The following is a 26419-nucleotide window of genomic DNA, read 5'->3' as shown; positions in this document are numbered from 1 at the left end:
CTATTTATTCAGATTTTTTTGTTGCCAGTACTGAAGGGCCATGATGGTCTTGGCATCGCAGATGTCACCGTTTTGCAGCAACTGATGTGCCTCCTCCAGACTGACTTCAAAAAGTTCCAATGTTTCATCCTCGTCTTGGGGACGAGGGTTTTCGACCTTTGTCAAATGACTGGCGCTGTAGAGCTTAATTTTCTCATTGCAAAAACCGATTGCAGAGTAGAAATCATAGATCAACTCCAGCTGTCCTGTGTAGCCGGTCTCTTCTTCTAATTCTCGGAGGGCAGCCGCTTGGGGATCTGCATTCTCTCCTACCTCAAGTTTCCCAGCTGGAATCTCGTAAGAAGTCGCTTCAATTGCCTTGCGGTACTGCTTGACTAAAATCATCTTATTTTCCGAAGTGATAGCAATCACAGCCACCGCCCCATTATGAAAAATCAAATCCCTTTGGGCTTGACCCTTGCCCTCTGGCAGCTCTACCTGGTCCTGAACCACTTTAAAAATCGGTCCCTGATAAATCTCCGTCCGTTGGACGGTTTTTTCTTCAAATTCCATGATTAAACCTACTTATTTTGAGGGTGATGAGGAAGACGCTTAGCATAATCTTCCTTGTTAATCTGACGGCCACGTCCCAGAGCAATGGCATCTGCTGGTACATCCTTCGTGATGGTAGAACCCGCACCGACCAGTGAGTTGTCACCCAGCTCAACTGGGGCAATAATGGTCGAGTTAGAACCAACAAAGACATTGTCACCAATGATAGTCTTGTACTTCTTCTGACCATCATAATTGACCGTAATCGTACCCGCACCAAAGTTGACATTAGCACCGACTTCAGAATTTCCAATATAGGTCAAATGACCAGCCTTGGTATTTTCTCCGATTGACGATCCTTTAACTTCAACAAAGTTGCCGACATGGACATCCTTAGCCAGACTAGAACCTGGACGGATATGAGCGTAAGGCCCGACCGTCACTCCATCTGCAACACTTGATTCTTCAATCATGGAGTTGGTGATAACGGTACGTTCTCCAATGACAGAGTCCACGATGTAGGTACCATTAGTCAGGATAGTCTCTGCCCCAATCTTGGTCTGACCTTTCAGGGTCACATTTGCTTCAACTTGAACTTCAGGCGCAATTTCCACATCCACATCAATATAGGTAGCATGAGGATTGACAAAGCTGACACCGTTGACCATATGCTGCTGGTTAATCCGACGGCGCATGACACCCTCAGCTGTAGCTAAAGCCACGCGGTCATTAACACCCAAGCTTTCATCAAAGTCTTTGAGCGTATAAGCGCCGACTTTTTCACCATTTTCGCGGAAAATACCAATCACATCTGTGATATAGTATTCGCCTTGAGCATTATTAGTATTGATATTTTTGAGGGCTTCAAAGAGACGGGCATTGTCAAAGACGTAAGTTCCCGTATTGATTTCCTTGATCTGCTGCTCAAAGTCAGAAGCATCCTTCTGCTCAACAATTTTCAAAACTTCGTCGTGCTGATTGCGAACGATACGGCCGTAGCCGAAAGGATTATCTGCTTCTGCTGTCAGGATAGTCGCAACATTTTTGTGGTTGATATGAAAGTCAATCAGATTTTTCAGGCTTTCTCCTGTAATCAGAGGAGTGTCGCCAGCAATGACCAGCGTCTGACCTGTCAGATTTTCCAAAACAGGCTCTGCCATCATAACGGCATGACCCGTTCCTAGCTGCTCAGTCTGACGGACAAAGTCTGTCTGACCTGCTAAGACTTGCTCAACTAGCTCTGCCTTGTGCCCAACAACTGTCACGGTCTTCTCTGGATTAATGGCATTGACACTGCGGAATACATGTTCCAACATGGAAATTCCTGCAACCTTATGCAGCACTTTTGGTAAATCTGACTTCATGCGAGTACCCTTACCCGCAGCCAAAATAATCGCGTAATTTGTCATCAATTATCTCTTTTCTGTAGGATATCACCTTTATTATATCACTAAAAGGTAATTTTTAAAAATTTAAAATCAAGCCAACCCCATAAAAATCTGCAACAAAAATACTTTTGCACAAAAAAATCAGCCTTTAAACAGCTGATTTTGCTTCTTTTTCTTTGATTTTCTTTGGAAGATGGACTTTCGCCTTGCCATAGTCCTTGAAGACTGCCCGCTGCTTGAAGTAAATTAATTCTCCATCTAAAGCTGTATCTTCGTCCAAATCCATAGTCATATCAATAGAGCGGATGGTCCGAGTCTTAGGGTCAACCACAAAGGCAACCTTACACTTCTCAATGTCGATGGTCGTATCATAATGCTCATCATTATAAGCATAATAGAAGGCATCGATAAGGTCATAGGCCAAATCACCTTCTGCTGTCACCGAAAACTCATAGCCCCCGTCCACTTTTTTCTTAGTCAGTTCTGACTCATTATCTACCATGACCTGTAGCAAAGCCTTAAAGGAGGACATGCCCGAATAGCCATCAATATGTTTCCGTGACTCCGTGTCATCAATGGTCTCAAATCCATCCTTCTCTTCCAAGTACATCCGATCTTCGCTGAAATAATGGGTCAGTTCTTGATCATCATAGGTTTCGTAAAGCTTAGCTAAATAAGGTGAATCTGAAACAGTCAGCTGTTTAACCGTCTTGGCTTTTCTTTTTTTGTAGCCTTCTAGATAGGTCGACTCAGACAGCCGATCCATGTAGAAACTATCATGATCGAATTTTTTCAAGGATGCATTCACTACAGCAGACAGCTTAAAGCGGGACTCGATTGCTTCCGCTATGCCTCCAGGTTTAAAGTAGGTATAAAGAAAGGTTCCGCCAATCAGTACAAAGCAGACACAGCCGTAAATGATAAAAAAATGAACCTTCTTCAAAATCAATCCTCCTAGAAGCCTTCTGTCATTTTATAGCTTATATTATAAGCTTTTTTAGAGCTATTTTCAATCTTTTTTCAGGAACGGTCTTTGAAGACTGTAGCGGAAGAAAGGCTAATTTGTTTTTCAAACTCTCAAAGCCATTGCCAAATGTATCTACAAGTCAAGTAGCCGCTGCTTTTTGAATACTTAGTATCTCAGCCCTCTTTCTCATTTTTAGCCAACTGCTGGCGAAGCTTGCTAAACCATTCCAACTGAAAGCGGGCCGAATCCAGCCCAAATTCGAGCGTCTTTATTTCAAAATAACCAATCTGGGAAATACTTTCAGCTAAATCAGCCGCCTGACTGGTCTCTATCAGCTCTGTAGCCAGATGGCTGTTCTGCTCTAGATAGGCCTTTACCTTTTCTTGTTCCTCCGTAAAACGAATCGCGTCTTTGACAGCTTCAAACTCTTGGACTTCAACTTCCAGTCCCTCAATGGTCAAATCCAGCATCTGAAGCTGCTCTTTCTTAGGAAGATAACCCATAAAGAGGAATTTCCCCAAGTCCATATTCTTATTCTTGCTCATGTCGATAGGCGTTTTAAGCCACCCCAAAAACAAGATTCGTCCCGAAGCAGTAATGGCATATTCCTTCTTCATTTTTCCTTTTTCTACATACTCCGAATAAGTCACTGCTCCTTGCTGGGACAGTTTTTTTAAGGCTGCTTGGATACTACCTAGACTGTCACTGCACATAGAGCTGAAATTTTGCCGCATCACCTGACGAATTTCATAAACTGTAAAACGCTTTATCATGAGTAAGCCTAAAATTAATTTATCCATTTCTCCTCCAAATCACGATTTTTATATACCTAATAGCAACACTTTTATTTCGATTTATCAAGGGCAAACAAAAAGCCTATTCAAAAATAGACTTAAGCTTGATCCAGCGGATAGGCCTTGCGAAATTCTTCTAGGACGACACCCGTTTCTTGCGAAAATTCCAAACCGGCTTCCGCCAGACACTCCGTAAAAAATTCCTGATGGACTTGTTGCCAGTAGGCCAAGGATTTGTCTCCTTCTCCTTCCTTAAAGGCGTGTTCGGCTGAAACCTCATTAAAAGGTACCACAGAGACTTTGGTGATTTCAATGATACAGACTGCCTTGTCCTGACTGTCTAAAATGACATCAAAGCTTCCTGCCTGCGGCAAGGGCTCATTTTCAAGCTTATAGAGCTCATAGGCAGAAGCCGTCGCTGTCTTTTCACCACGCAGCACTAAGTCAGCAAGCTCATCTGCCAAGTCACCGAAGGCCCAGGCGTCAATATCGTCGCCAATCTTTGGATTGATTTTCTTGTATGCCTGCCACATTTCTTTTGGGGTCATCACTTCTCCTGTCTTTCTAAAATGATAATTATTGTTTATAAAAAATCTTCCTACAAAACTGTATCTTTATCAAAATCCATAAAGTCATCATGCTCATAATAGTAAATCAGAGCCTGTAAACACTCTTGATCAGTCACTTCTGCTTTCTGCTCCATGACTGACAAGAGAACATCCGCAAAATCTTCACCGTAATAAATCAGCTCCAGATCTTGCTCCTTTACTTGTCTTTGGACTCATTGAAGATACCATTTCTTATGTAAATCCTATTTTTCAAACTGTTTTTAAGACCTTCTTGAAAAACAAGGATAAGATCCTGAACGCACTGGAACTGCCCTACTCAAACACAAAACTAGAAGCTACTAACAACCTCATCAAAGTCATCAAGCGAAACGCTTTCGGATTTCGGAACTTTGACAATTTTAAAACTAGAATCCTCATCGCTTTGAACATCAAAAAGGAGAGGACTGATTTAGTCCTCTCCAGATTATAACTTCTCATCAACCCACTACAGTTGACAAAGAGCCCAAAAATCAAACATTTCCCACACTTTCTGAAATCATTTCATCCCCTTACATAGAAAGCAGACACCATTTTATAGCCTCTAGGCATTTCGAGACTTGCTTCCGTAACAAACCTTTAGTAAAATGTTAGTAACACAAGTCTAAAGGAGGCGCTTATGACTCAAAAAACGATCCGTCGCTGGGCTCCCTGGTCTATTTTAGGAAGCTGGCTGATTTATGTTGCAGATATATTGATTGCTATCTCTGACGGTTTTGGAAAGGGATTTTGGCAGCACATGCCTGATTTAGCAGCTTGGAAAGTTGATTTTGCAGGCTATGCCTTACTTCTTTTCCCGCTTTTAGGAATGGGCGTCTATATCCTCTCTATCGGGCTGAGACAAAAATGGCTAGGAATAGTAGGAGCTTGGATTCTCATGACTGTCTGTGTTTTCCTCCACACCAGCTATTTCTATTTTGCCGCCACTTCGCGGCTGTATGCCCATAATCCCTCTGCCGATATTGCAAAATTACTAGAAAGCTTTTCAATAGTGAAAAATAACTTTCTGCTTATTTATTTCGTACTTATGGCTGTACTTCTCCTATTTATTGTTATCCTCGTTTTGAGTAAGAAAACGGCTTACCCGCGCTGGTTTGCCCTAACAACTCCCTTAACAGGAATTCTCCTTAGTCGGCTACTCAGCGCTATTGCACCAGACCTTCGCGAAATGCTTTCTCCTATTCTCATTCCCGCCTTTTGGTTTGCTTTAATGATAACAATAGCCATGATTTTTGCCCTAAAGGACAAAAACTTTACCAACAAGGAAGCAAGTAGCTGTCCTGAAAATTCAGTTCTCCATTTTCCTTAGCATACAAACAGAAATCATCATCTAGCTCTTCCGATTTTACAGCCTCCATGATGTCTTTTAAGTCATAAGTTTGGTTTTTCTTCATTGGTCAAAAGTCCCTTTCCATTCATAGGCCGGATAAACTCCTAGACTCTGATAGCCCAAGCTTTCTGCAACCTTCTTGGAAGCTTCATTATGCGCATCCCAGAGAGGAAAGAGTGAGCGGTTTTGGGCTTCTAAAATCATCTGGGCACCCAAGATTTTGGCCAAGCCCTGCCTTTGGTAGGATAGCTTGGTAGCAATTTCAATCTCAAGGGCTCCATGATAGACCAAACCTGTTGATACAGCAGCGATGATTTCCTCTCCTGAATAGAGCAAAAAGCCAAAGCCACCCTCCGCTTGAAAATGATCAAAATCAGAAAAATCACCCTGCAAATCCTGAGACCAGGCTTCCCTAGCCAAACACTCATAACTCTCCTTATCAATCGGACTAAGGTAGTAATTTTCTGGTAGCCTGCTCTTCCATTTCTCCAAAGCCTCTGTATCAAAATCAGCCCTGTCCGAAAAAGCGTAGCGAGTAAACTGCTGCAACTCACTCTGACTATCTAAAAATTCTCGCCAGCTGAAATCCTCAGAGATGATAATCTTATCAGCCAGACCATACTGGCTACTATAATCCTGCCAAAAATCCCAATCCACCTGACCGGCCGGAAAGATGAAATTTCCTAGTTGGTAAAGGCAAGATATCTCAGAATCGTTCATAAAGAACTGCCCTAAGCCAGCCTTCAAACCGTAAAGTACCATATTTTTGGTCCAGGATTGGAAAAAAGTATTCTTTGCCTTCATTCTTTATCTTCTTTCAGATGCAGTTCATTGATTTTATTGGTCCAGATATAGCCTTCAAAGCCCTCTGGGATATCTTTTAGACTATGGATATGATCGAAACCTTCTGATAAGTCGCTGCCACCAGCTGTTAGCTCAACCCGTGTATTGACCGCTTCCATTCTTTCCATAAATTTATTTGGCCAACCCCATAAGAATTTGGCATATTTCAAAGGAATGCGCAGCTCTGCATTTTTCATTTCCTCAGGGATATAGCCCGTAAAGCCCAATAATTCATATTGGATAAGAGCATTAAGCATGCGCTTTTTGGACAAGAGCTTGAGACTGCTGCTCTGACTACGCAACCAATGAACGCCTTCCTCGCTTGCCCCACAAACACTGAGTTTATCTAGCCTTTCAGGCGAGAACGTTTTTAGCTTTTCCCACAAGACTTTATAGGTTTCTAATTTCCCGTCTTTGACCTCAATCACAAAATCCTTGTCTGGAAAGGACTCAAAAACCTCATCTATTGTGGGCATCTGGCCGACTCCTTTTCCTCTAAAAGGATAGGTTTTTCCACCATCAGCCGTATAACCGTAACCGATATCCATCTTTTTGAGCTCAGCCATCGTGTAGTCCTGGATTTCACCCTTAATGCCAGTTTTGAATTCCAGAGTTGCATCATGAAAAACTGCCAGTTGCTTGTCTTTGGACAATTTCACATCAAACTCCACTGCATCCGCTCCTAGGTCAAAGGCCGCCTGCATTGAAGAAATAGTGTTCTCAAGATAGGGATGCATAGGCGGGTCAATCATGGCTGCCGTATTGCTGTCCCAGTCCGCTTTAGATTCATCAAAGGTCTGTGCAAGTCCTCGATGGGCTAGGATTTTATATTCCTTCCCATCTTTATTAGAAAAGAGGCTTGTATTGTTTAACCAGATAAGAAATAGCAGGGCTAAACAAAACAGATAAATCTTCTTGTGTTTTTCCCATTTAAACATTTTATTTCCTTACTTCAAACTCCAACCACCGTCGATTTTGATAATCTCACCCTGCATAGCAGCTGCCTTGCCACTGGCTAGAAAGAGGCTAACATTAGCTATTTCCTGAGGGTCTAACCAGCGCTTGATCGGCGTTTCCTCAGCAACCCAGTCTGCCAGTCCGTCTGGCTCAAAGTCGGCGGCAGTCATAGCTGTCTTGACAGCGCCTGGCGCCAAGCCAAAGACTTGGATATTTTTATCCGCATAGTCTAAGGCTATCTGCTTGGTCAGGCCAGCCAGAGCATGCTTAGAGGCTGTATAGGCAGCACCGCCGCCGCCAGCCAGAAAGCTAGCAATCGAGCACATATTAATGATGATACCAGACTTTTTCTCCAGCATTTTCTGCAGATAAAAGCGAGTGATTTTCATAGTCGCTGTCAGATTGAGCGCAAAAATATGGTCCCAGTCCTCGTCGCTGGTCTCGTGCAGGGGACGATAATCGTCCAAGATACCTGCTGTATTGCAGAGAATGTCCACCTCGGGTAAGCTAGTAATGAGCGGTGTCAAATCCCCTGTCAAATCCATCTTGACAAAACGAAGCTCATTGAGAAAGCCAGGATTTTCATCCTTGTCCACCCCGTAGACGCGGTAGCCATTTTCCAAAAAGGTCAGAGCCTGAGCTCGGCCGATGCCAGAGCTAGCTCCCGTAACTAGTACCGTCTTAGTCATCTACTTCCACCCAATCTGTAGCGAGCACATCACAAGGAGTCGGACTCCACATGGAGAAGCCCTCCCCTTCGCCTGAAACATTGATGAGGAAATAAGGTGTCACTTCGAGAGCCACCCCATTCTGCTCAATCGTATCAAAGAGCTGGACGTAGTTCTCTGCCCCACCCCAGCCTGTACGTACATATTTTTTCTTGGCCTTAAGGCCTGGTAAAATTTCTTCAAATGTCATGGTTTTCTCCTTTATCCTTTATAAACCTTGGTTTGATAAGGTTTGTAAACCTCTGAAATGAGGTGGTTTTTAAATTTGTTCACCTTTTTGTGGACTCATAGGCTATTTATGGCTTTTTTTGTAGTACGAAACAGCCTCTTTTCCTTTATCCTTCTACATCTCTGATTGTACAGATGTTGTCACTATCTTAAATGATTTTCTCACGCTCAGAGTAGCCAAACTTTGCGAGCATTGTTTTTTTATTTTAAACTCCACCAGCTAATGTCAGATAATCAGCTTGTATCATGACTTCGTCGGTGGTTGTTTTAATTTATTTTTATAGCAAAAGTAGTCCATTGCTAAAACTGGCTCATTCTCTCCTTTTCGTCATCTAGCGACTGCTGCAATAAGTTGGCCAGCCCTTGGATATTTTGATTGGCTAAAAGCTCCATATACTCCGCCCTGTCATCCTTGCTGATAATGACAGGAGCACCTAGGTATTTCATAGCTAAGTACATAAGAACCAAGCGGCCAGTACGTCCATTCCCATCGCTAAAAGGGTGAATACGCTCAAACTGGATATGAGTATCAGCCAATATCTCTACTATCTCACGCTCACTCTTTGCCGCATCTAGTCTATAAGCTGTATTGTCTGCCCATTGAGCCATTAGAAAAGGCGTTTCCTCTGGTGAAGCCGTCTTAAACTCAGCTCCTATGATGGCATTCTGAACAGTTTTAAACTGCCCTCTATCGTGCTGCAGGCGGTCTGTCAATAGCGCATGGAAATCTTGCACCAGCCCCACAGTCACGGGAGCGTTATTAGCCAAGCTATCCAGCAAGAAAGAAAAGGCCCGTTTGTGGTTCTCTATCTCATAGAACTCTCTGATACTCTTATGCTTCCCAGGTAGGGTACTTTCCAAGATGATACTGACAGTTTCAGGAAGAGATATAGTGTTGCCCTCAATTCCGCTAGAATGGTAGGCAATACGGATCAGAATATCATCCAGATAATCTTGTTTATAGGTCATTTTGTTTCCTTTCAATCTTTAATGTATTTGATATTTAGAGATGCGGGTGACTTGCTTAAGATTGAGAAATCACGCGCTTCATATGGACAAATATTATCAACTTCAAGCCTTTGGGTTATAAAATTAATCTTTTCGACTCACTTAAAATTAAATGCTTCACCTTTTGAAAATACTGATATTAGGTTCTTGATTGCTCTGAAACAATACATTATCAGCCGATGGACTTTTCATTGTATAGCGAATTATTTTATTTCAATTAGCTTTTGATATATTTTTTCCGTTAATCCTGTTTGCTGACTGGCTGTTAAGTGACGAGAGGTCCTAATAACAATCGTACCATAAACATAGTGAGAACCTGGGTTTAGAATCCCATTTCCATCAAAGGCAGATAGATAGGTATTCCGCTTCTCTGCTTCCTCCTTAGTCTTATAAACTTCTATATTTCCTCCTACATCAGTTCCTTTATCAACAATGTCAACACCCTCTACCGATTCTGTCACCTGATTATCAGAAAAATAGACTGATGCAGTGTAGCCACCCTGTTTATTCAAATGATCATTCGGATCATGATTTTCTGTAGCAGATTGGACCTCCGTCACTGTATCTATTTCTCTCAGTCTTTCCTCTACAAATGAACCTCCTGGGTTCGTAATCTGTTTCAACTGTTTAACACTTTTCTGGTAGTTAGCCATTTTTTCAGATAAATTTTTCTGACTTTCTGAGTAGTCTACAGGCGCAGCAATATCTTTGGCTTGTTTTTCAATATCTGAGGTACTATTCTTCATTTTTGGAACTTTACGAATTTCTTTTTTAGTATTTGATATACTTGTTTTTAATTCTTCTAAAGTGACAGCTTCTAGAGGCTCAGCCTTATCTTTTATCAACTTTGTTGCAGAATCTACCTGCTCCTCTACGTTTTTATTGTTAATTTTTAGTGTTTCTGCTGCTTTATTAAAATTTGAAACAGCTTTTTGATGAGGGACAAAAACTAAGAAATAGTATCCTGCTGCTAACGATAGCACTACTAAAATAACACTAATGATGACAATGTTTTTCTTTTTCATTTTTATATACTCCTATTTGTAATTGCTTTAGTTAAGCGTAAATAATGAATTCCTAACAATATTCTTATAACGGCATTCTCTCTTTTAAGAACTGTAAAATCTATCTAATGTCATGGTTTTCTCCTTTTGTTTATTGGTAATCATTGACAAATTCCCTGCTAGCCGCCAGTAGTCATAAGTATATTGAACGACTTTTTCTTGACTGTCAACAATTTTATCTGCTGCTTTGCAATAAAGTCTAAAATTAGACCTTCTTCTCCATCTCCACAAAGAGATGAATATCGCCATTGCTTTCCTGCGGGATGCGCCTCACCACTTCAAAGCCCATGTTGAGATAAAGCTGTTGGGCTCGGTGATTGAAATCAGCCACGGATAGACTTATGACTTGGGGCGCAAAATTTTCCATAATAAAGTCCAGAATTTCCTGCAGAAATCCAGCGCCCTGACCTTTTCCGCAATGCTCCGGCTTCATCCCCAAACCAAGCTCCAAAGTTCGCTCTCCTTTCTGCTCTAAGCAGAAAAATCCATAGAGTTTCTCTTCTCGCATAACTTGATAATAACGGTCCTCACGCGCTATTGGGGAAATCATTTCTTCATAATCCTCCAAGTCATTTTTCATATCATAAAAATCATAAGGCGCCTCATAATGCCAATCATTGGCAATTTCTAAAGCATGCTGCTGAGTTAGTGGTTCAATTTTATTGCTCATATTTTTTCACCTCCTCAGGGTGGGCTTCTCGCCATGCTAAATAGTCATCAAATGACTTGATTTGTGTTTTCTCACCTGTTGCAGAATCTGTCGCATAAACTTCCATCACATCCTGTCCCTTAGGTGCAAACCAATGCAAGAGGTTATCAAACCATTCTTTTTGGTTATACTGTTCAGGTCGGAAATAAAGTCGATCTATATCTTTCATATTCTTAGCTACTTCTGGATATAGCTGAGCAAAGTTGGTATTGGAAATATCAATTTTATTGCGATAATCAGGATCTGGCCTAAGTTTCCCATCACTTTCACTTAAATGTAGCTCCTCCAACTTAAATCGAAAGCTATCAAAAAGATTTCCAGGTCCGAAACTAATATTTTGATTATAAGAGCTATTTGTATCCATCTCATTTCTTCTTTGAGCAACATCTTTGAAAAAGAACTCCTCATTATCAATATCCAGTAAAAAACTTTGCTCAAAGTATTCTCCATTAACATATTGGTAAAGATTGTCTCGTGCCATATAGTCTTTCCCATTACCATAATAACTGCTTAAGACTTCATTGAGTCTAAATTTTTGTGTCTGAATTCTAGGTAATTCATACAGGTCTAGTTCTTTCTTTGATAGATTAGGGCTATTTAAATCGTAGCTGATTATCTTATAGTATTCTTCTTTCCCAATTGGTGGAGAGTTTTTAACTTCTCCAATTCGCCAAGAATGAACAGCAATAGTTGAAACATAATTTTGTCCATAGTAAATATGACCATAATTATCTTTCTCACCTACAGCAACCAATACAAACTTATTATTATCGAAAAGCTGAATGCTTTTGAATTTTGTTTCTTGTCTATTGATATAAACTTTAGTATTTATTCCAATAACCCATAAAATGAGCAGACCTAAAGCTCCCAACAAAAGAATACTCAATAAAACATACACTATCTTCTTTTTTTTCATGACCGTCTATTTTTTTCTCCTTAAATTCTCTAAAATCCCCAATAAAATCGTTTCTGGTCTGCTTTTTCGTTGCAGCCGAGGCTGCGGTAAAATGCATGGGCTGCGGAGCGGGAAATGCCTGAATTAATCCGAATTCCTGTGTATCCTACCGCTTTTGCCTCTTCACGCAAAGCTTGCATCAGCGCTCTGCCATGTCCCTGCCCTTGAAAATCCTGAGCGACGGCCAAAGCCAAGAGATTGAGCAAGGACGGGAAATAGAGACAGTCGTAGCTAGCAGCATGAGCGTAGCCTATGACCTGACCGTCTTCTTCAGCTACCAAAATCAAATGCTGGTCATTCTCTAGCAGCCTCTTTAGTTGAGCCTCCGTCGCTTCCCTATCGAAGTCATAGCCCAGACACTCAGCATTGAGCCGCTGAATGGCTGCAGCATCTCTTAGTTTTACTTTACGAATCATTTGTCACCTCGTTCTTCTCTTTATTATAGCAGAAAAGCAGTCTCTTTGACTGCTTTCAATGAACTATTCTCCTATCTGTCCCTTCAACCAAGACTCCGCCTCTTCTAAAGGCTGGTCTGTTAGGACATCGGGCTGAATTGCCTCATTCTCATAAAGCTTGCCCGTGCGATCTAGGATACTCGAGGTAGTCAAGAGCAAAACCGCTCCATCATACAGTTGATAATAATTATTTCCCGTAGTATAGCTTGCCGTTGGCTGACCAAATATTTTAACGTTTTCCAGTCCCTTAAAAGCTAAAACAGTCATTTCTCCTGAGCTTCCTGTACGTTCATTGGTAAGGACAGCTATTGGCACTTTCTTTGCTTTCTCATCAGTCTGATCCAGACCAAGCTGCTGAAGAACATCTGATCGAGAAACCGCGCTCTTGCTTCCATTTTTTTCAACGAATTGGAAGAGATCTTCATCAGGCAAAAGAGAGGACAGTCCAGCAAGCATCGGATACATATTCCCGCCGGTATTATCTCTCAGATCCACAAGAACCGACTGATAGGTATCCTTTTTAAGAGCTGCCGAAAGTTTGTTAGCATAAGTCTTCGCCGCTTGTGCATCACCGGTAAAAGCAGGAACTTTTAAATAGAGAATACCCTCCCGATTCTGCACTTCAGGCTGATTTTTACTTTCCGGACTATTTTCGGGGTTATCCTGTGGGCTTAAAAAATAGGAATGCTTTCCGCCAGCCTCTTTGGTTAATTCTTCCAAGACAGGATAGGTATCTTGATAAGTCTTGGCTGATTCAAGCTTCTCCAAGGATTTCTTCTTCTCATTTTCCCAATCTTTGTCCGTATAAAGACCAAAATCAAGCTTTTTCACAACCGAGCGAGCGTAGTCTTGCGGACTAGGCGGAAAAAGAAAAATGCCGTAGTCTGGACCAAAGTAGGCCAGAAAACCTATTAAAAGAGCAAGCAAAACCAGTACTGTTCCCAAGCAACCTAAAAGAACTTTTTTCACAATCGCACAACCTTTCTTGTGAGGATTCCTGAGCTGATTATAGCAAAATAGAGACACGTTTTCCATGTCTCTACCTTACATTTATCATCGTCAATCTTACATGTTTGTAAGATGATTTTATTTACATCTACAGAAGTTTATTTCCATTTCTCACTCTTGGAGAATGCAATCATTAAACCAGACCCAGCCAGAACTGCCAGAATAACAAGACAGATATTTTTCAGTGGATAGAGCCAGTCTTTATTTTCCTCATGCCAAGTTGTCTTCCAAAGCCGAACATAATCAGCATGCATATCTTCAGGCTGGTTCAGTTGGATATTGATCACAATCGCCAGTAAGATCAGGGCGATAAAAGCAAGGACAAAGAGCCAGATTTTCTTCTTTTGGCTTAGGTTAAGTTTTTTCATTCTTTTCTCCTTCTATTAGTTCAAATTCTATCTCTTTATCTCCACTAACTTCTATACCTCTGAAAAACAAGACTATTCCAATAAAAATAGGTATTAAGAGAAAGAATCTGGGCTGAGTAAAAAACATAACAAATAATACTACACTTGACAAAATGCCTATTACCAATAATTGGCGAATGCTAAACCGTTTCATTTACCACACCTCTATTCCATTGGCCAATTTTTTAATAGGCTCTTTTGTTCTTACTTTTCCAATCAAGCTAAGTTTGCAACCTTTTTTATTTAGAAAAGATTCAAGTCGTTTCTTTCTATAATATTTTACAAGAAACATAGCAAGAACCATCGATCCTATTGCCACACCAATATTTACAAGACCAGTTCCGATATTCATTGGTCGATTTATTGGCCCAAAGAAAAAATTTAGCGGAATTATTTTTCTCAGCATTCTAGCCAAGATAAGACCTATGGAAGTTCCTGCAATAGCAGGTAGATTATTTGATTTGTTTAAAAATTCAGTATGCGGTATGAAAGAATAGTCTGTTTGATAAACCTTTCTAAAACAGCCACAGGACATTGTTCCATTTCTCTCCACGAGATATTCTTGTCCATTATCAGAAATTATTAAGAACCATCCGAGAAAAGCTTTCTTACCATTCAAAGAGATATTATAGCATCGTCCTTTTATACAATTTTTCTTCATAAAACTCTTTCTGCTTTGTTTATAGTTACCAAGTTTCTACATTACATCTTCTCAACTAATCTCTTCGCTACTTCTCTTTTACAGCGATTTCTGAGTTTCGATAGCCATAGAAGGCATAGATGAGACTTCCCAGCGCTAGGGCAATTCCAAAGGCCTGCCAGGTTTCCTTGGTATACTGGGTCATGAAGGACAGGCAGATGATAATGGATAAAATCGGTGTCAGAGGTACTAGAGGCGTTTTGAATTCTCCCGCTTTGGGCATTCCTTGATCTTTCCGCAATTTCAAGACAGCAAGTGCCAATAAAATCAGATAGGCCAAGGTACAGATATTGAGGAAAGAGGCGATGCTAGCCAAGGGGAAGATACCGGCACAGACAGCTGAGGCAATCCCTACTAAAATCGTTGCATTCTTTGGCACCCGACTGGTATCTGTCAATTTTTTAAAAGAGCGAGGCAAGAGACCATCACGTGCAATACTGTAAATCATCCGCGACAGGGCGTAGGTCATGGAGATGCAGACCGTAATCAGAGTCAAAATAGCGACGACAGAGATATAGTTGGCCGCCCAGCCAAGTCCGACGCTGCGCAAGGCAAAGGCCACCGCATCTGAGACATCCAGCTTGCTATAGTGGACAATCCCAGTCAAGACCAAGGTCACCAAAATATAGAGAATGGTCACAATGCTCAAGGACAAAACAATCCCGCGCGGAACATTCTTTTGGGGCTCCTTGATTTCATCGACCGCCATGGAAATGGACTCAAAGCCTAGAAAGGCAAAGAACATAAGTGAAGCCCCAGCCATGACGCCGACCTTACCGCCATAAATTTCTCCAAAACCAAAAGGTGCAAAGTTAGACCAATTTTCTGGTTTGATGAAGAAAAATCCTGCAATGATAAAGAGTGCCAAGGCTGAGAATTTCAAGACTACCAAGGCTGAGTTGAAGCGCAGGGCTGCCTTGGAGTTCAAAAGGACAACTCCCGTAACAAAGGCCAAGACCAGAATGGGCAGTAAATCCACATAAGTACCTGCTTTGGGATTGAAGGTACCATTCAGGGCTGCCGGTAGCTGGATACCAAAGCCACTCAGCAAGCCCTTCAGATAAGATCCCCAACCAGAGGCAACACCTGAAATAGCAGTCATGAACTCCATGATGGTCAACCAGCCAGCCAGCCAAGCGGGAAATTCTCCCAGAACCGCATAAATATAACTATAGGCTCCGCCATTGGCCGGAATCCGTGAGGCAAACTCAGCGTAAAAAAGGGCCGAAATACTCACACAAAGGGCTGAAATGACAATCGAGATGGTCAGAGCAGGCCCAGCATATTTGGCCGCTCCAGTCCCTGTGATGGTGAAAATCCCAGTTCCTACCATGGCTCCAATACCAAGCAAAATCAGATCAGGAATTTTCAAGTGACGGCGCATGCCCGTTCTATCCTTGCTAGCATCTTTTTTTCTAAATATATTCATCTATTTTTATTCTCCTAATTGCATTAACGCCCTATTTTATCATATTTCCTCCCTTTTAGGAATCCTTCTCAGAAAAATACCGAAAAGAAAGGCTGAGAAAAATCTCAGCCTAGGTTTTTAACATAGATGAAAGATATATAAAGCCTGTCTCTGCTCTCACATAGCCACAATTTTGCGATAGCTGCGAGAAGTAATGAGAAAGACACCAACATATACTGCAATAAATAGAGCGCAAACACCGAGAGTCACTACTAACATAAGTGTGGCATTCAGCACCCCTAAAGCAGATAAAATCAAGCTCAGCATGTGATAGGCAAATGCCAAATGAAGAAAAGCAAAGATTAGTGGTAGGAAAAAGACTATCAGAATTTGCCTACGAATCGTTTTCTTAATTTGTTTTTCGTCCAATCCAACCTTTTGTAAAATAACAAAGCCTTCTCGATCTTCATAGCCTTCAGAAATCTGCTTGTAGTAGATGATAAGAACAGTTCCAAGCATAAAAACGATTGATAGGAAAATTCCAATAAAGAACATACCACCTAGCATTCCTTTTATTTCTTGCTTATCGAAGGCTGTCACCGAACCATAAATACCTTGATTTTCAGGTAAGGTGGTATTAAAACTGCTTAACTTTTCTTGGTATGCTTCTTTTAGTTTTCTCTGTTCTTCTTTTGGAAGCTTGAGATTTAATCCTCCATAATAGTTAACATTGACAGCGTAATCGTTCATAAATGAAGAAAAGATTTGACTCGGATTTTTAGCTACCATATAGATTTTTTCAGGCACTATCATATTCATCGGATCGGGTATATTACCGAAAACGAAATCTTCTTTTAATTTTCTCTTGATTTTTAAATTTTTATCAGCTAGCTGTAAATCTTTTTTGCTGTCTAGTTCCAGTCCTTGCTCAAATATGGCTACTTCATCATCTTTAAGCTGAAGATTTTGACCCGTCATTCCTTGATAATCACTCTCAGAAATGGCCAAAATATAAAGATTTGGAGTGAATGATTTCTGTCCCTTAGAATAAATATCTAGCTGATTACCAGTTCGACCGCTAACTCCTATCGTATAATACTGGTAAATAACTTTTTTACTAATCTGTAGCTGCTGCTCTTGAACAAACTCTGTCAAAGCTTGGTCCAGCACCTCACCTGTTATTTCTTTTCCTTGGATACTGAAATCATGCGGGAACATGGCATTCTGCATATAATCACCGCCAGCATAAATGTTAGCTCCACCAGATAAGGTAACCAAAACCATTGTCGACAAAATAGAAATCGTCGCTAAACCGATTGCATTTTTCTTCATTCGAAAAATTAGATTAGATACCGAAATCATGTTATCAGGCTGATAATAAAATGTCTTCTTCTTTTTCAAAAATTGTAAGAAAACAGTCGTTCCTGCATTGAAAAGTAGATAAGTCCCTAGAATAACAAAAAGTACAGCTACGAAGAAAATGATAATGGCTGCCATCGGATTAGATACACCTAAAGCAAGATAATAGCCAAAAGCGAGAGAAGACATACCAATAATAGTTTGCAAGAGTAAAAAGCGACTCTTTTTCTCCCCGCTATTTTTTTCTTTGACTAATTGCAGAGCATCAAACTTTCTTAAGTAAAAGCCGTTTTTAATTAGCAAACAGAAAAATACAAAAGCATAGAAAATGATAATCAATACCAATACAAAAGGTTGAAATGTCGAAACTAGAACCACCTTGGTACCCATGAGCTTGAGCAGAAAGGCATAAATTAGCTGGTCAAAGAGAACACCAATAGTCAGCCCCAAGCTTACAGCCACTAGCCCGAAGATTAGTAGCTCAATAAAGGTCATAACAAAGAGATGACTCTTATTAAGACCTAGCATACCATAAAGCCCTAGCTCCTTGGAGCGATTCTTCATAACAAATTGATTGGCATAAAAGACAATAATTCCAGCTGTGATGTTTACAATAACAACCCCTAGGACCAAAACGAGGATAACAGAGCTGGCACCTGTCATTTTGGATAGATTGGGATTAAAAGCCAAGGAGTTGAAAATATAAGAAATGGCTACAGCCACACAGGTAGCCAGTGCAAAAGGATAATAGAGACGACGGTTCTTAATCAGATTGGATACCGCCAATTTTGCTGCTAATCGAAACACTAGTCCTTCACCTCACTTGCCATAACTGTCAGAGTGTCAGAAATCTCTTGGAACATCTGCCGCTCGGTCTTGTCACCGCGGAAGATTTGGTTGTAGAGAATCCCATCCTTGATAAAGAGTACCCGCTTGGCGCGACTAGCCGCTGCTGTTGAGTGGGTCACCATGAGAATGGTTTGACCGCGGGCATTAATATCATCAAAGACATCTAATAGGGCTGCCGAAGATTTGGAATCCAAGGCTCCCGTCGGCTCGTCCGCCAGCAGAATCTCAGGATCTGTGATAATGGCTCGAGCCACTGCTACCCGTTGCTTCTGGCCACCGGAAATCTCATAAGGAAACTTCTCTTGAAGCTTGTTAATCCCCAGCTCATTGCAGGTCGTAACCAGCTTTTGCATCATCTCGGTAATGGGACGGCGAGAGAGGACCAGTGGCAGGAGAATATTATCCTTGACCGACAGGGTATCCAGCAGATTGAAATCCTGAAAGACAAAACCTAATTTCTCCCGGCGGAAGCTGGAAGCCTGGCTGTTTTTGATGGTTGCTGTGTCTGTTCCATTGAGAAAGACGCGGCCCTCAGTTGGCTTGTCCAGCATGGCTAGGATGTTGAGCAGGGTGGATTTCCCAGAGCCTGACTCACCCATGATGGCGACATATTCGCCTTTTTCTACCGTAAAGTGAATGTCTTTCAAGGCCTCTACTTGGCTGCCCTGAAAGCGGGTTTTATAAATTTTTTTCACATGTTGTACGTCTAATAATGTCATACTCGAACCTCTTCTTTATTTAACTTGATACTACTATCATACCGGAAAGACAGACAAGTTTCCATAACCTAATCTTTCATTTTGCCTGCCAATCTTACATTTTTGTCATCTTGTGCTCCAAGTCAGATAAAGAGAAAAGTCAACTGACCTTTCTCTTATCCTTGAATACCGGAAACTCTCAGTGACTGTACTGCAGCCAGAAATAATATTGACTGGAAGCACAGCCTAGGCGAGTCTTCTCGATTTCTTCCTTGGAAATCTTTTGAGCTTTAGGTTTACTTTGGCGATGGTTAAAAAGATTGATTTTCATAGCAAGCCTCCTTCTTGAAATCTGATTATTAGTTTGGAAGACGTTTATCTTCTTTTTCTTTACACTTATAGGATACCGAATTCCCAGGCTAGCTGCCATAAGATAACCTTTCATTTTAGCCTTTAAACTTACATTTTTGTCACTTAGAAAAAATAGTTTTCGATTGCCCTTAAACTGCGTCAATAGGCCTAAATTCAACGTTCCCTATTGGCTTCTTTCGTCAAGAATAAAAACCGGAATTTGTTTCCGGTTTTCATAATATATTTCCTCAATTTAAAGATATAGTAGTTTTCTTTCCAGAGGAGGTTCAGGCTTCTGTCAATACTATCTTGAATAGGCTATTCTTACTGCCCTTCATCCCCAAATTTACCAGTATGAAGGTGGGTAATAGTGTCATGACCAGGGAGAGGAGGCAACCCACCAGAGTCCTTACGGCTGAACACTTCAAGCAAGCCCGGTGTCAATTGAGAGTTTTTCAACTGCTCAGGGCTAATCTCATGGACAATTTCTGCTCCTCGTCCCGTCTGTACTTTATAGCCAAACAGCGGGTCAATCAAGGTCCCACGGCCGATTGCAACTAAATCCGCAGCCGTATCCTCAATAGCAGCTTCTGCATCTTCCTGACTAAAGACACCACCGATTGTAATCAGTTTAGTTTGCTCATCCATCACTTCCTTAAAATGATCTGCATAGGTCGTGTCTGATCCTGCAGGTTTTGAAGCATAGCCAGCCAAAAGCGACAAATGGATGTAGTCTAATTCGTGCTTGACCAGCTCCTTGACCAAAAGTTTGGCTTCTTCATAAGTATAGCCCACTTGACCTTCATGGATTTCATCTGGGCTAATCCGATAGCCAATAATAAAATCTTCTGGCGCATACTTGGCTGTAGCACGCTTCACTTCCTCGACTACTGCCAAAGGAAAAGCCATACGTTTTTCCAAAGTTCCACCCCATCTGTCCTGACGAACATTGGAAGTGCTAGAAAAGAATTGCTGCAGCAGATAGTGATTGGCACCATGGATTTCCACTCCGGAAAAACCAGCTTGAACTGCACGTTTGACTGCCCGACCAAAATCCTTGATAATTTCAAGGATTTCTTCATCGGTCAATTCTCTCACCGGATATGGCAGGAAAGAAAAATCTAAGGCACTGGGAGCAAATACTTCCTCACCCTTCAAAGCACGGCCGGAAGCTGCTATCCCACCATGATGAAGCTGCAAAATCGCTTTATTGCCATCTTTTTGAAGGGCAGTAGCTAATTTTCTCTCCCCTTCGATGTGGTCATCAGAGTAAATACCTAATTGAACTGGATAGCCAGTCTGGTAACAAGGCCCTCCTGATGGACTGACATAATGAAATTCAGTAATCAAAAGACTGGCTGCCTGAGAGCGTGCTCCGTAGTATCGCAAAGTATCATCAGACACAAATCCTCCTTCTAAGCCACTGAAAGTATACATAGGGGACAGCACCAAACGGTTGGTTAATTTGCCTCCGTGGCGCAATTGAATCGGGTCTACAATTTGTTTAGACATAGTAAAAATCTCCTTTCTTTTTTGACAACTATTATAGAAGATTCAGAGACAAAAACAAGGGCTTTTCAGTAAGTGGTATTAACCATCAGGTATCTGGTAAAAAAACGATGGTCAGTTGCATAAAAAAACAAGCGTCAATTTTCATTGACACTTGCTTTCTGTTTTATTTTTTGAAACGGATTCCGAAATAAACCCCACAACCAACTATCAGAATCAGACCGAAAGCAAGTAGCGTAAAGCTGATTTCTGTACCTGTGAAAGGCAGAATTTTCTTCGTCTTCCCCTTATCTCCAGGTTTATCTTGGTCTTTTTCTATTGGTTTATCTTGATTTGATTTTTTCGGATCTGGTTCATCTGTTTTTTTAGACGGATCCTTGTCTGGGCCAGTCGGTTTCGTTTGGTCAGTTACGACTAACGTCCCATCCTTGTATTCTACTGTATTTCCATCAGCATTTACAACCGTTACTGTGCCATCGAGATTCACTTGGAACACAATGTCGGTAACAGCTAGGTAACCGGTTGGGGCTGCAGCTTCATGGAAGGTATATACTCCAGGAGCTAATCCAAGCTCATACGATGTATTTGCTTCTGAAGTCCATTTTGCTACAGGATTGCCAGTTGCCTCTTTGCCTTGGAAAATTTGAATCTCTGCACCAGCAATTTCTGTACCGCCGAGGTTGACCTTACTGAAGGTTACCTTACGTGGAAGATTATCGTCCTTATCCGTTACTGTAACAGTTGAGCCGTTGGTTACGACCTTGTTCTCTTCACCCTTAGAGTCTTTCTCGCCGACATTGGTTACTTCTACTGTTCCGTCAGTTTTTACTTGGAAAGTAATGTCTGTCACTTTGAGGTAGCCGGTTGGTGCCGCTTCCTCATGGAAGGTGTAAGTACCTGGAGTCAAGTTCAATTCTTTAGACTTACCAGCTTCAGATGTCCAGCTTTCTACTGCTTGGCCTTCTGCCTTGTTGCCCTTGTAGATCTTGATTTGAGCTCCTGCGATTTCTGTACCACCAAGGTTTACTTTACTGAAAGTAATCGCTTTGGGACTATCATCGTCTTTATCCGTTACTGTAACAGTTGAGCCGTTGGTTACGACCTTGTTCTCTTCACCCTTGGAGTCTTTCTCTCCGACATTGGTCACTTCCACCGTTCCATCATGTTTGACTTGGAATGTGATGTCCGTTACTTTGAGGTAACCCGTTGGAGCCGCTTCCTCATGGAAGGTATAAGTGCCAGGTGCCAAGTTGATGTCCTTAGACTTACCTGCTTCGGATGTCCAGCTTTCGACTGCGTTTCCTTCAGCTTTCTCGCCCTTGTAAACCTTGATCTCAGCACCGGCGATTTCAGCACCACCGAGGTTGACTTTGCTGAATGTCACCTTACGTGGGAGATCATCGTCCTTGTCGGTAATAGTTACTGTTGAACCATTGGTTGCAACGGTGTTAGCTTCGCCCTTAGCGTCTTTTTCTCCTACGCTAATCACTTCCACTGTACCGTCATACTTGACTTGGAATGTGATGTCGGTAACCTTAAGGTAACCGGTTGGGGCTGCCTCCTCATGGAAGGTGTAAGTGCCAGGTACTAAATTTATATCCTTAGACTTACCAGCTTCAGAAGTCCAGCTTTCGACTGCTGTGCCTTCAGCCTTGTTGCCCTTGTAGATCTTGATTTGAGCTCCTGCGATTTCTGTACCACCAAGGTTTACTTTACTGAAAGTAATCGCTTTGGGACTGTCATCGTCTTTATCGGTTACAGTTAGAGTTGCACCATTCGCTACAACACGGTTGTCTTCGCCCTTAGAGTCTTTCTCTCCGACATTGGTCACTTCTACTGTTCCGTCAGTTTTCACTTTGAAAGTGATGTCGGTCACTTTGAGGTAGCCTGTTGGAGCGGCTTCCTCATGGAAGGTATAAGTACCAGGTGCTAAGTTGATGTCTTTAGACTTACCAGCTTCGGATGTCCAGCTTTCAACTGCATCGCCTTCAGCTTTCTCGCCCTTGTAAATCTTGATCTCAGCACCGGCAATTTCAGTACCGCCAAGGTTGACCTTACTGAAGGTCACCTTACGTGGGAGATCATCGTCCTTGTCAGTCACTGCAACAGTTGAACCGTTTGTCGCTACGGTGTTAGCTTGGCCCTTAGCGTCCTTCTCACCAACATTGGTCACTTCCACTGTGCCGTCATGTTTGACTTGGAAGGTGATATCCGTTACTTTGAGGTAGCCCGTTGGAGCGGCTTCCTCATGGAAGGTATAAGTACCGGGTGCTAAGTTGATGTCCTTAGACTTACCAGCTTCGGATGTCCAGCTTTCTACTGCTTGGCCTTCAGCTTTTTCGCCCTTGTAAATCTTGATTTGAGCACCGGCAATCTCAGTACCGCCTAGGTTTACTTTACTGAAAGTCACCTTACGCGGGAGATCATCATCCTTATCGGTTACTGTAACAGTCGAACCATTTGTCGCAACGGTGTTAGTTTCGCCCTTAGAGTCTTTCTCGCCAACATTGGTCACTTCCACTGTACCATCATGCTTGACTTGGAAGGTGATGTCGGTCACTTTGAGGTAGCCTGTTGGAGCGGCTTCCTCATGGAAAGTATAAGTACCTGGAGTCAAGTTTAATTCTTTAGACTTACCAGCTTCAGAAGTCCAGCTTTCTACTGCTTGGCCTTCAGCTTTTTCGCCCTTGTAGATCTTGATTTCAGCACCTGCAATTTCAGTACCACCTAGGTTAACCTTACTAAAGGTAATCTTACGCGGTAGGTCATCATCTTTGTCAGTCACCGTAACAGTTGAACCATTAGTTGCAACGGTGTTAGATTCACCCTTAGCGTCTTTCTCGCCAACATTAGTCACTTCCACTGTGCCATCTGTTTTGACTTGGAAGGTGATATCAGTAACTTTAAGGTAACCCGTTGGAGCTGCTTCCTCATGGAAGGTATAAGTACCTGGTGCCAAGTTGATGTCCTTAGACTGATTAGCTTCGGATGTCCAGCTTTCTACTGCTTGGCCTTCAGCTTTGTCTCCCTTGTAGATCTTAATCTCTGCACCAGCAATCTCAGTACCGCCGAGATTGACCTTACTGAAAGTAATGGCTTTAAGACTATTGTCCTCTTTATCGGTTACAGTAAGAACCAAGCCATTTGCTTCAACAGAATCTGTTGCTCCTTTAGCATCAACTGTAATGGTGCCATCAGAATGAACTGTGAATTTAATATCTTCTACAGCTATAAATCCAGCAGGAGCAAGGCTCTCTTTCAGAGAATAAGTTCCTGGAGCTAATTTTACTACCTTAGATGCGTTGGCTTCGGATGTCCACTCTGCAAGAGGCTTAGCTTCAGGACGAATCTGACTGCCTTTGTAGAGTTTCAATTTCGCACCAGGAATTTCCTTCCCGTTTGGATCTACTTTCTTGATCGTCACATCTCGTTCTGAGTCGTCATCCTTGTCTGTTACCTTCAAGATTGCTCCGTCAGTCACAACCTTATTGTTTTCTCCTTTGGAGTCTTTCTCGCCGACATTGGTCACTTCCACTGTGCCGTCATGTTTGACTTGGAAAGTGATGTCGGTTACTTTCAGGTAACCAGTTGGAGCTGCTTCCTCATGGAAGGTGTAAATACCAGGCTCCAAATTGATTTCTTTAGACTGATTAGCTTCAGAAGTCCAGCTTTCAACAGCTTGACCCTGCGCTTTGTTGCCCTTGAAAATCTTTATTTGAGCGCCAGCAATTTCAGTACCACCTAGGTTGACCTTACTAAAGGTAATGGCTTTAGGACTATTGTCCTCCTTGTCGGTAATCGTCAGAATTGAACCTGCTGCTTGAACAGTATCTTCTGCTCCTTTTTTCACAAGAGCAACAGTACCATTAGCACCTACTGTAAATGTGATATCTTCTACATATTGATAACCAGCAGGAGCGTTAGCTTCAGTCAGTGTATAGGTTCCTGGAGACAATTTTATGACTTTAGAAGTGTCAGCCTCAGAAGTCCAGTCTGCAACGGGAGCTTCTTCCTGATCAACATGATCACCTTTATAGATTTTCAGTTGCGCACCAGGAATCTCTTTCCCGTTTGGATCTACTTTTTTGAAAGTTACATCCTGCTCGGTTACAGTCTTCTTATTGACGATCTCGCGTGATACAGATTTGTCTGTTCCAAAATCCTGGGAACCAATCTTAATTTCCTCAGTTAATTTATCATATCCTGTAGGAGGAGTCACTTCACGGATGGTATAATCATCGCGCAACAAGTCACCCAAGTTGGCATTCCCGTTAGAATCTGTGGTTAATTTTCCGACAACTGCTCCGCTCCGATCACGAACAACTTCAAATTCTGCACCTTGCAGGTTCTCACCATTTTCATTAACCTTATGGAGCTTAATGGTGAAAACATAGCCTTCTCCAACACCGCCTGCAATCTGATAAGAACGATTTTCAGATGATGTCGTTGTTTGACCACCATTATAGGTCATGGTAGCACTGTTGGAAACGCGCTCACCATCAACTAGATCGTAATCTGCTTTTGTCTTATAGTCCAGCAAATACCCGAAACCATCCATGTCGCCAAGGTCAATCGTGAATCCATCACCAGCGGCATTCTCCGTGATTTTTGATTGGAAATTAGCTGTCACGTCTTCTGTTGAATCCCGCACCCAATCTCCATTATTCCAGCGCCAAGCAATTTTATAGACCCGAATTGAGTCTCTCATGATTTTAAAATTAGGCGAGGTAATCTTATCAGTTATCATTACTCCGGTATAATGCTCCATATTGCGGTTAATCGCAATATTGTAATGAACTTCATTCTTACCGTCTTCCGCTGCCTGATAAGAGCTCTTCTCAATTTTTGAGTCATATCTTTTGGGCGGTCCATTATAATGGACGATTCCCGGATACAACATCCGACCTCCTACGGTAAATCCACCATTCAAGTCACCTTCTTGTCTCACAACATCATGGTCAACTCGTGCATAGAAGAAGAATTCTCCTTGGACACCAGACTTTTGCTCAACATAATTTGTATAGGTCAAAGTAATGGTCTTGTTGGTTGAATCCAAAAATCCATTTGCCACTACGTTATCCGAGCTGTCCTTAAGTTCAATAGCTGAAGAGTTCCCAAAAGCATACTCAGAAGGCAAGGTGATTTTTGTCGTATCTCCTTGATGTACTTGGTTATCCGGCAAGACAAACTTTGCGTAAACTCGAAAAGTTTCCCAAATATCAATTCCCTGCGTCAAATCACCACCTGAAGAATTCTTCAGGCTCATCTCAGTGATAACACCACCAAACTCAGCTGCTTGCACCTGAGTAAGAGGAGCTACTGATGGCAAAATGACTCCTAAACAAAGAATAATAAGGTGGAGCAATGCTCTAATCCTTTTGTTCATGCAATTTTCCTTTCTCACAATATTCAGTTTTAAATGTACAATGTAATTGTATACTAACTGAGCTTCCCCATCTTGTCAGTGCCCACTTGCTAAAAAGCGAACATTATAGATACATTACATCTTCATTTTATCATACTATAAGAAAAATGGCTATACACAAAAGGAGATTTTTTTAACATTTG

Annotated in this window: 25 protein-coding genes and 1 pseudogene; 2 read left to right on the top strand and 24 right to left on the bottom strand. The window is 41.8% G+C overall.

Features of this window, described 5'->3' with window-relative positions; genetic code table 11:
* From O3627_RS00875 to O3627_RS00855, 5 genes are all read right to left on the bottom strand, one after another.
* Complete coding sequence (locus O3627_RS00875; protein ID WP_125382799.1) at positions 1-552, bottom strand: NUDIX hydrolase; 552 nt, start codon at positions 550-552, stop codon at positions 1-3.
* A gap of 8 nt (positions 553-560) precedes the next feature.
* The gene (glmU, locus tag O3627_RS00870; RefSeq protein ID WP_009659329.1) at positions 561-1940 is read right to left on the bottom strand and encodes a bifunctional UDP-N-acetylglucosamine diphosphorylase/glucosamine-1-phosphate N-acetyltransferase GlmU; all 1380 of its coding nucleotides are present in this window, start codon (positions 1938-1940) and stop codon (positions 561-563) included.
* Between the two features lie 127 nt (positions 1941-2067).
* Entirely contained in the window at positions 2068-2862 is a 795-nt protein-coding gene (locus tag O3627_RS00865) for a hypothetical protein (RefSeq protein WP_125382801.1), read from the bottom strand.
* A 197-nt stretch (positions 2863-3059) separates the two neighbouring features.
* On the bottom strand, positions 3060-3686 hold the full coding sequence (locus O3627_RS00860; RefSeq protein ID WP_125382802.1) for a PadR family transcriptional regulator: 627 nt from the start codon (positions 3684-3686) through the stop codon (positions 3060-3062).
* A gap of 92 nt (positions 3687-3778) precedes the next feature.
* Positions 3779-4228 carry an ASCH domain-containing protein gene (locus O3627_RS00855; protein ID WP_125382804.1) on the bottom strand — a complete coding sequence of 150 codons (450 nt, stop codon included), beginning with the start codon at positions 4226-4228 and terminating at the stop codon, positions 3779-3781.
* Between the two features lie 226 nt (positions 4229-4454).
* Between O3627_RS00855 and O3627_RS00850 the strand changes: the two are divergent.
* Both O3627_RS00850 and O3627_RS00845 read left to right on the top strand, forming a co-directional pair.
* A pseudogene (locus tag O3627_RS00850) lies at positions 4455-4718 on the top strand (transposase); the annotation flags it as partial.
* Between the two features lie 186 nt (positions 4719-4904).
* Positions 4905-5594 (top strand): DUF6796 family protein, encoded by a 690-nt coding sequence (locus O3627_RS00845; protein ID WP_125382805.1) that lies wholly within the window; start codon positions 4905-4907, stop codon positions 5592-5594.
* A gap of 81 nt (positions 5595-5675) precedes the next feature.
* Here the strand turns inward: O3627_RS00845 and O3627_RS00840 are convergent, their stop codons facing one another.
* The 19 genes from O3627_RS00840 to O3627_RS00750 form a co-directional block, all read right to left on the bottom strand.
* The gene (locus tag O3627_RS00840; protein ID WP_002905031.1) at positions 5676-6419 is read right to left on the bottom strand and encodes a GNAT family N-acetyltransferase; all 744 of its coding nucleotides are present in this window, start codon (positions 6417-6419) and stop codon (positions 5676-5678) included.
* The gene (locus O3627_RS00835) at positions 6416-7396 is read right to left on the bottom strand and encodes a glycerophosphodiester phosphodiesterase family protein (protein WP_125382807.1); all 981 of its coding nucleotides are present in this window, start codon (positions 7394-7396) and stop codon (positions 6416-6418) included. Before O3627_RS00835 ends, O3627_RS00840 begins: the two co-directional genes overlap by 4 nt.
* 9 nt (positions 7397-7405) lie before the next feature.
* Positions 7406-8104, bottom strand: coding sequence for a 3-oxoacyl-ACP reductase (locus tag O3627_RS00830; RefSeq protein WP_125382808.1), 699 nt, complete (start codon positions 8102-8104; stop codon positions 7406-7408).
* Positions 8097-8333 carry a DUF2829 domain-containing protein gene (locus tag O3627_RS00825; RefSeq protein ID WP_002899859.1) on the bottom strand — a complete coding sequence of 79 codons (237 nt, stop codon included), beginning with the start codon at positions 8331-8333 and terminating at the stop codon, positions 8097-8099. Before O3627_RS00825 ends, O3627_RS00830 begins: the two co-directional genes overlap by 8 nt.
* Positions 8334-8671: 338 nt before the next feature.
* Positions 8672-9340 (bottom strand): Fic family protein, encoded by a 669-nt coding sequence (locus O3627_RS00820; RefSeq protein ID WP_125382810.1) that lies wholly within the window; start codon positions 9338-9340, stop codon positions 8672-8674.
* 242 nt (positions 9341-9582) lie between these two features.
* On the bottom strand, positions 9583-10404 hold the full coding sequence (locus O3627_RS00815) for an EbhA (protein ID WP_125382811.1): 822 nt from the start codon (positions 10402-10404) through the stop codon (positions 9583-9585).
* Between the two features lie 244 nt (positions 10405-10648).
* Entirely contained in the window at positions 10649-11113 is a 465-nt protein-coding gene (locus O3627_RS00810; protein WP_125382813.1) for a GNAT family N-acetyltransferase, read from the bottom strand.
* Positions 11103-12068 (bottom strand): hypothetical protein, encoded by a 966-nt coding sequence (locus tag O3627_RS00805; protein ID WP_004185958.1) that lies wholly within the window; start codon positions 12066-12068, stop codon positions 11103-11105. The genes O3627_RS00810 and O3627_RS00805 overlap by 11 nt, the downstream gene beginning before the upstream one ends.
* 29 nt (positions 12069-12097) lie before the next feature.
* Positions 12098-12523, bottom strand: coding sequence for a GNAT family N-acetyltransferase (locus O3627_RS00800; protein ID WP_004185954.1), 426 nt, complete (start codon positions 12521-12523; stop codon positions 12098-12100).
* Positions 12524-12586: 63 nt separating this feature from the next.
* A complete protein-coding gene (locus tag O3627_RS00795; protein WP_004185952.1) occupies positions 12587-13597 on the bottom strand; it encodes a S41 family peptidase in 1011 nt (336 codons plus the stop codon).
* Positions 13598-13668: 71 nt separating this feature from the next.
* Positions 13669-13938 (bottom strand): hypothetical protein, encoded by a 270-nt coding sequence (locus O3627_RS00790; RefSeq protein WP_125382814.1) that lies wholly within the window; start codon positions 13936-13938, stop codon positions 13669-13671.
* Positions 13925-14131, bottom strand: a complete 207-nt coding sequence (locus O3627_RS00785) for a hypothetical protein (RefSeq protein WP_002909221.1) — start codon at positions 14129-14131, stop codon at positions 13925-13927. Before O3627_RS00785 ends, O3627_RS00790 begins: the two co-directional genes overlap by 14 nt.
* Positions 14132-14638: a hypothetical protein gene (locus O3627_RS00780; protein WP_048774307.1), complete on the bottom strand. Its 507-nt coding sequence runs from the start codon at positions 14636-14638 to the stop codon at positions 14132-14134.
* A gap of 67 nt (positions 14639-14705) precedes the next feature.
* Positions 14706-16106, bottom strand: a complete 1401-nt coding sequence (locus O3627_RS00775; protein WP_125382816.1) for an amino acid permease — start codon at positions 16104-16106, stop codon at positions 14706-14708.
* Between the two features lie 156 nt (positions 16107-16262).
* On the bottom strand, positions 16263-18251 hold the full coding sequence (locus tag O3627_RS00770) for an ABC transporter permease (protein ID WP_125382818.1): 1989 nt from the start codon (positions 18249-18251) through the stop codon (positions 16263-16265).
* Positions 18251-19012 (bottom strand): ABC transporter ATP-binding protein, encoded by a 762-nt coding sequence (locus tag O3627_RS00765; RefSeq protein WP_002894797.1) that lies wholly within the window; start codon positions 19010-19012, stop codon positions 18251-18253. The genes O3627_RS00770 and O3627_RS00765 overlap by 1 nt, the downstream gene beginning before the upstream one ends.
* A 178-nt stretch (positions 19013-19190) precedes the next feature.
* Positions 19191-19322 (bottom strand): hypothetical protein, encoded by a 132-nt coding sequence (locus O3627_RS00760; protein ID WP_009659231.1) that lies wholly within the window; start codon positions 19320-19322, stop codon positions 19191-19193.
* Positions 19323-19666: 344 nt separating this feature from the next.
* Positions 19667-20854: an NADH-dependent flavin oxidoreductase gene (locus O3627_RS00755; RefSeq protein WP_125382819.1), complete on the bottom strand. Its 1188-nt coding sequence runs from the start codon at positions 20852-20854 to the stop codon at positions 19667-19669.
* 163 nt (positions 20855-21017) lie between these two features.
* On the bottom strand, positions 21018-26237 hold the full coding sequence (locus O3627_RS00750; protein ID WP_371621237.1) for a SpaA isopeptide-forming pilin-related protein: 5220 nt from the start codon (positions 26235-26237) through the stop codon (positions 21018-21020).
* Positions 26238-26419: the final 182 nt, after the last annotated feature.

It is taken from the genome of Streptococcus sp. 27098_8_82, assembly GCF_041431615.1.
Taxonomy (GTDB): domain Bacteria; phylum Bacillota; class Bacilli; order Lactobacillales; family Streptococcaceae; genus Streptococcus; species Streptococcus sanguinis_K.
The sequence above is the reverse complement of the archived record's forward strand: the minus strand, read 5'-3'. Positions and strand labels throughout refer to the sequence as shown.

Excerpts from the sequence above, each read along its gene's own strand:
- O3627_RS00875 (WP_125382799.1), bottom strand. The coding sequence starts at position 552 with ATGGAATTTGAAGAAAAAACCGTCCAACGGACGGAGATTTATCAGGGA.
- glmU (WP_009659329.1), bottom strand. The coding sequence starts at position 1,940 with ATGACAAATTACGCGATTATTTTGGCTGCGGGTAAGGGTACTCGCATG.
- O3627_RS00860 (WP_125382802.1), bottom strand. The coding sequence starts at position 3,686 with ATGGATAAATTAATTTTAGGCTTACTCATGATAAAGCGTTTTACAGTT.
- O3627_RS00855 (WP_125382804.1), bottom strand. The coding sequence starts at position 4,228 with ATGACCCCAAAAGAAATGTGGCAGGCATACAAGAAAATCAATCCAAAG.
- O3627_RS00845 (WP_125382805.1), top strand. The coding sequence starts at position 4,905 with ATGACTCAAAAAACGATCCGTCGCTGGGCTCCCTGGTCTATTTTAGGA.
- O3627_RS00840 (WP_002905031.1), bottom strand. The coding sequence starts at position 6,419 with ATGAAGGCAAAGAATACTTTTTTCCAATCCTGGACCAAAAATATGGTA.
- O3627_RS00835 (WP_125382807.1), bottom strand. The coding sequence starts at position 7,396 with ATGTTTAAATGGGAAAAACACAAGAAGATTTATCTGTTTTGTTTAGCC.
- O3627_RS00830 (WP_125382808.1), bottom strand. The coding sequence starts at position 8,104 with ATGACTAAGACGGTACTAGTTACGGGAGCTAGCTCTGGCATCGGCCGA.
- O3627_RS00825 (WP_002899859.1), bottom strand. The coding sequence starts at position 8,333 with ATGACATTTGAAGAAATTTTACCAGGCCTTAAGGCCAAGAAAAAATAT.
- O3627_RS00820 (WP_125382810.1), bottom strand. The coding sequence starts at position 9,340 with ATGACCTATAAACAAGATTATCTGGATGATATTCTGATCCGTATTGCC.
- O3627_RS00815 (WP_125382811.1), bottom strand. The coding sequence starts at position 10,404 with ATGAAAAAGAAAAACATTGTCATCATTAGTGTTATTTTAGTAGTGCTA.
- O3627_RS00810 (WP_125382813.1), bottom strand. The coding sequence starts at position 11,113 with ATGAGCAATAAAATTGAACCACTAACTCAGCAGCATGCTTTAGAAATT.
- O3627_RS00805 (WP_004185958.1), bottom strand. The coding sequence starts at position 12,068 with ATGAAAAAAAAGAAGATAGTGTATGTTTTATTGAGTATTCTTTTGTTG.
- O3627_RS00800 (WP_004185954.1), bottom strand. The coding sequence starts at position 12,523 with ATGATTCGTAAAGTAAAACTAAGAGATGCTGCAGCCATTCAGCGGCTC.
- O3627_RS00795 (WP_004185952.1), bottom strand. The coding sequence starts at position 13,597 with ATGGAAAACGTGTCTCTATTTTGCTATAATCAGCTCAGGAATCCTCAC.
- O3627_RS00790 (WP_125382814.1), bottom strand. The coding sequence starts at position 13,938 with ATGAAAAAACTTAACCTAAGCCAAAAGAAGAAAATCTGGCTCTTTGTC.
- O3627_RS00785 (WP_002909221.1), bottom strand. The coding sequence starts at position 14,131 with ATGAAACGGTTTAGCATTCGCCAATTATTGGTAATAGGCATTTTGTCA.
- O3627_RS00780 (WP_048774307.1), bottom strand. The coding sequence starts at position 14,638 with ATGAAGAAAAATTGTATAAAAGGACGATGCTATAATATCTCTTTGAAT.
- O3627_RS00775 (WP_125382816.1), bottom strand. The coding sequence starts at position 16,106 with ATGAATATATTTAGAAAAAAAGATGCTAGCAAGGATAGAACGGGCATG.
- O3627_RS00765 (WP_002894797.1), bottom strand. The coding sequence starts at position 19,012 with ATGACATTATTAGACGTACAACATGTGAAAAAAATTTATAAAACCCGC.
- O3627_RS00760 (WP_009659231.1), bottom strand. The coding sequence starts at position 19,322 with ATGAAAATCAATCTTTTTAACCATCGCCAAAGTAAACCTAAAGCTCAA.
- O3627_RS00755 (WP_125382819.1), bottom strand. The coding sequence starts at position 20,854 with ATGTCTAAACAAATTGTAGACCCGATTCAATTGCGCCACGGAGGCAAA.
- O3627_RS00750 (WP_371621237.1), bottom strand. The coding sequence starts at position 26,237 with ATGAACAAAAGGATTAGAGCATTGCTCCACCTTATTATTCTTTGTTTA.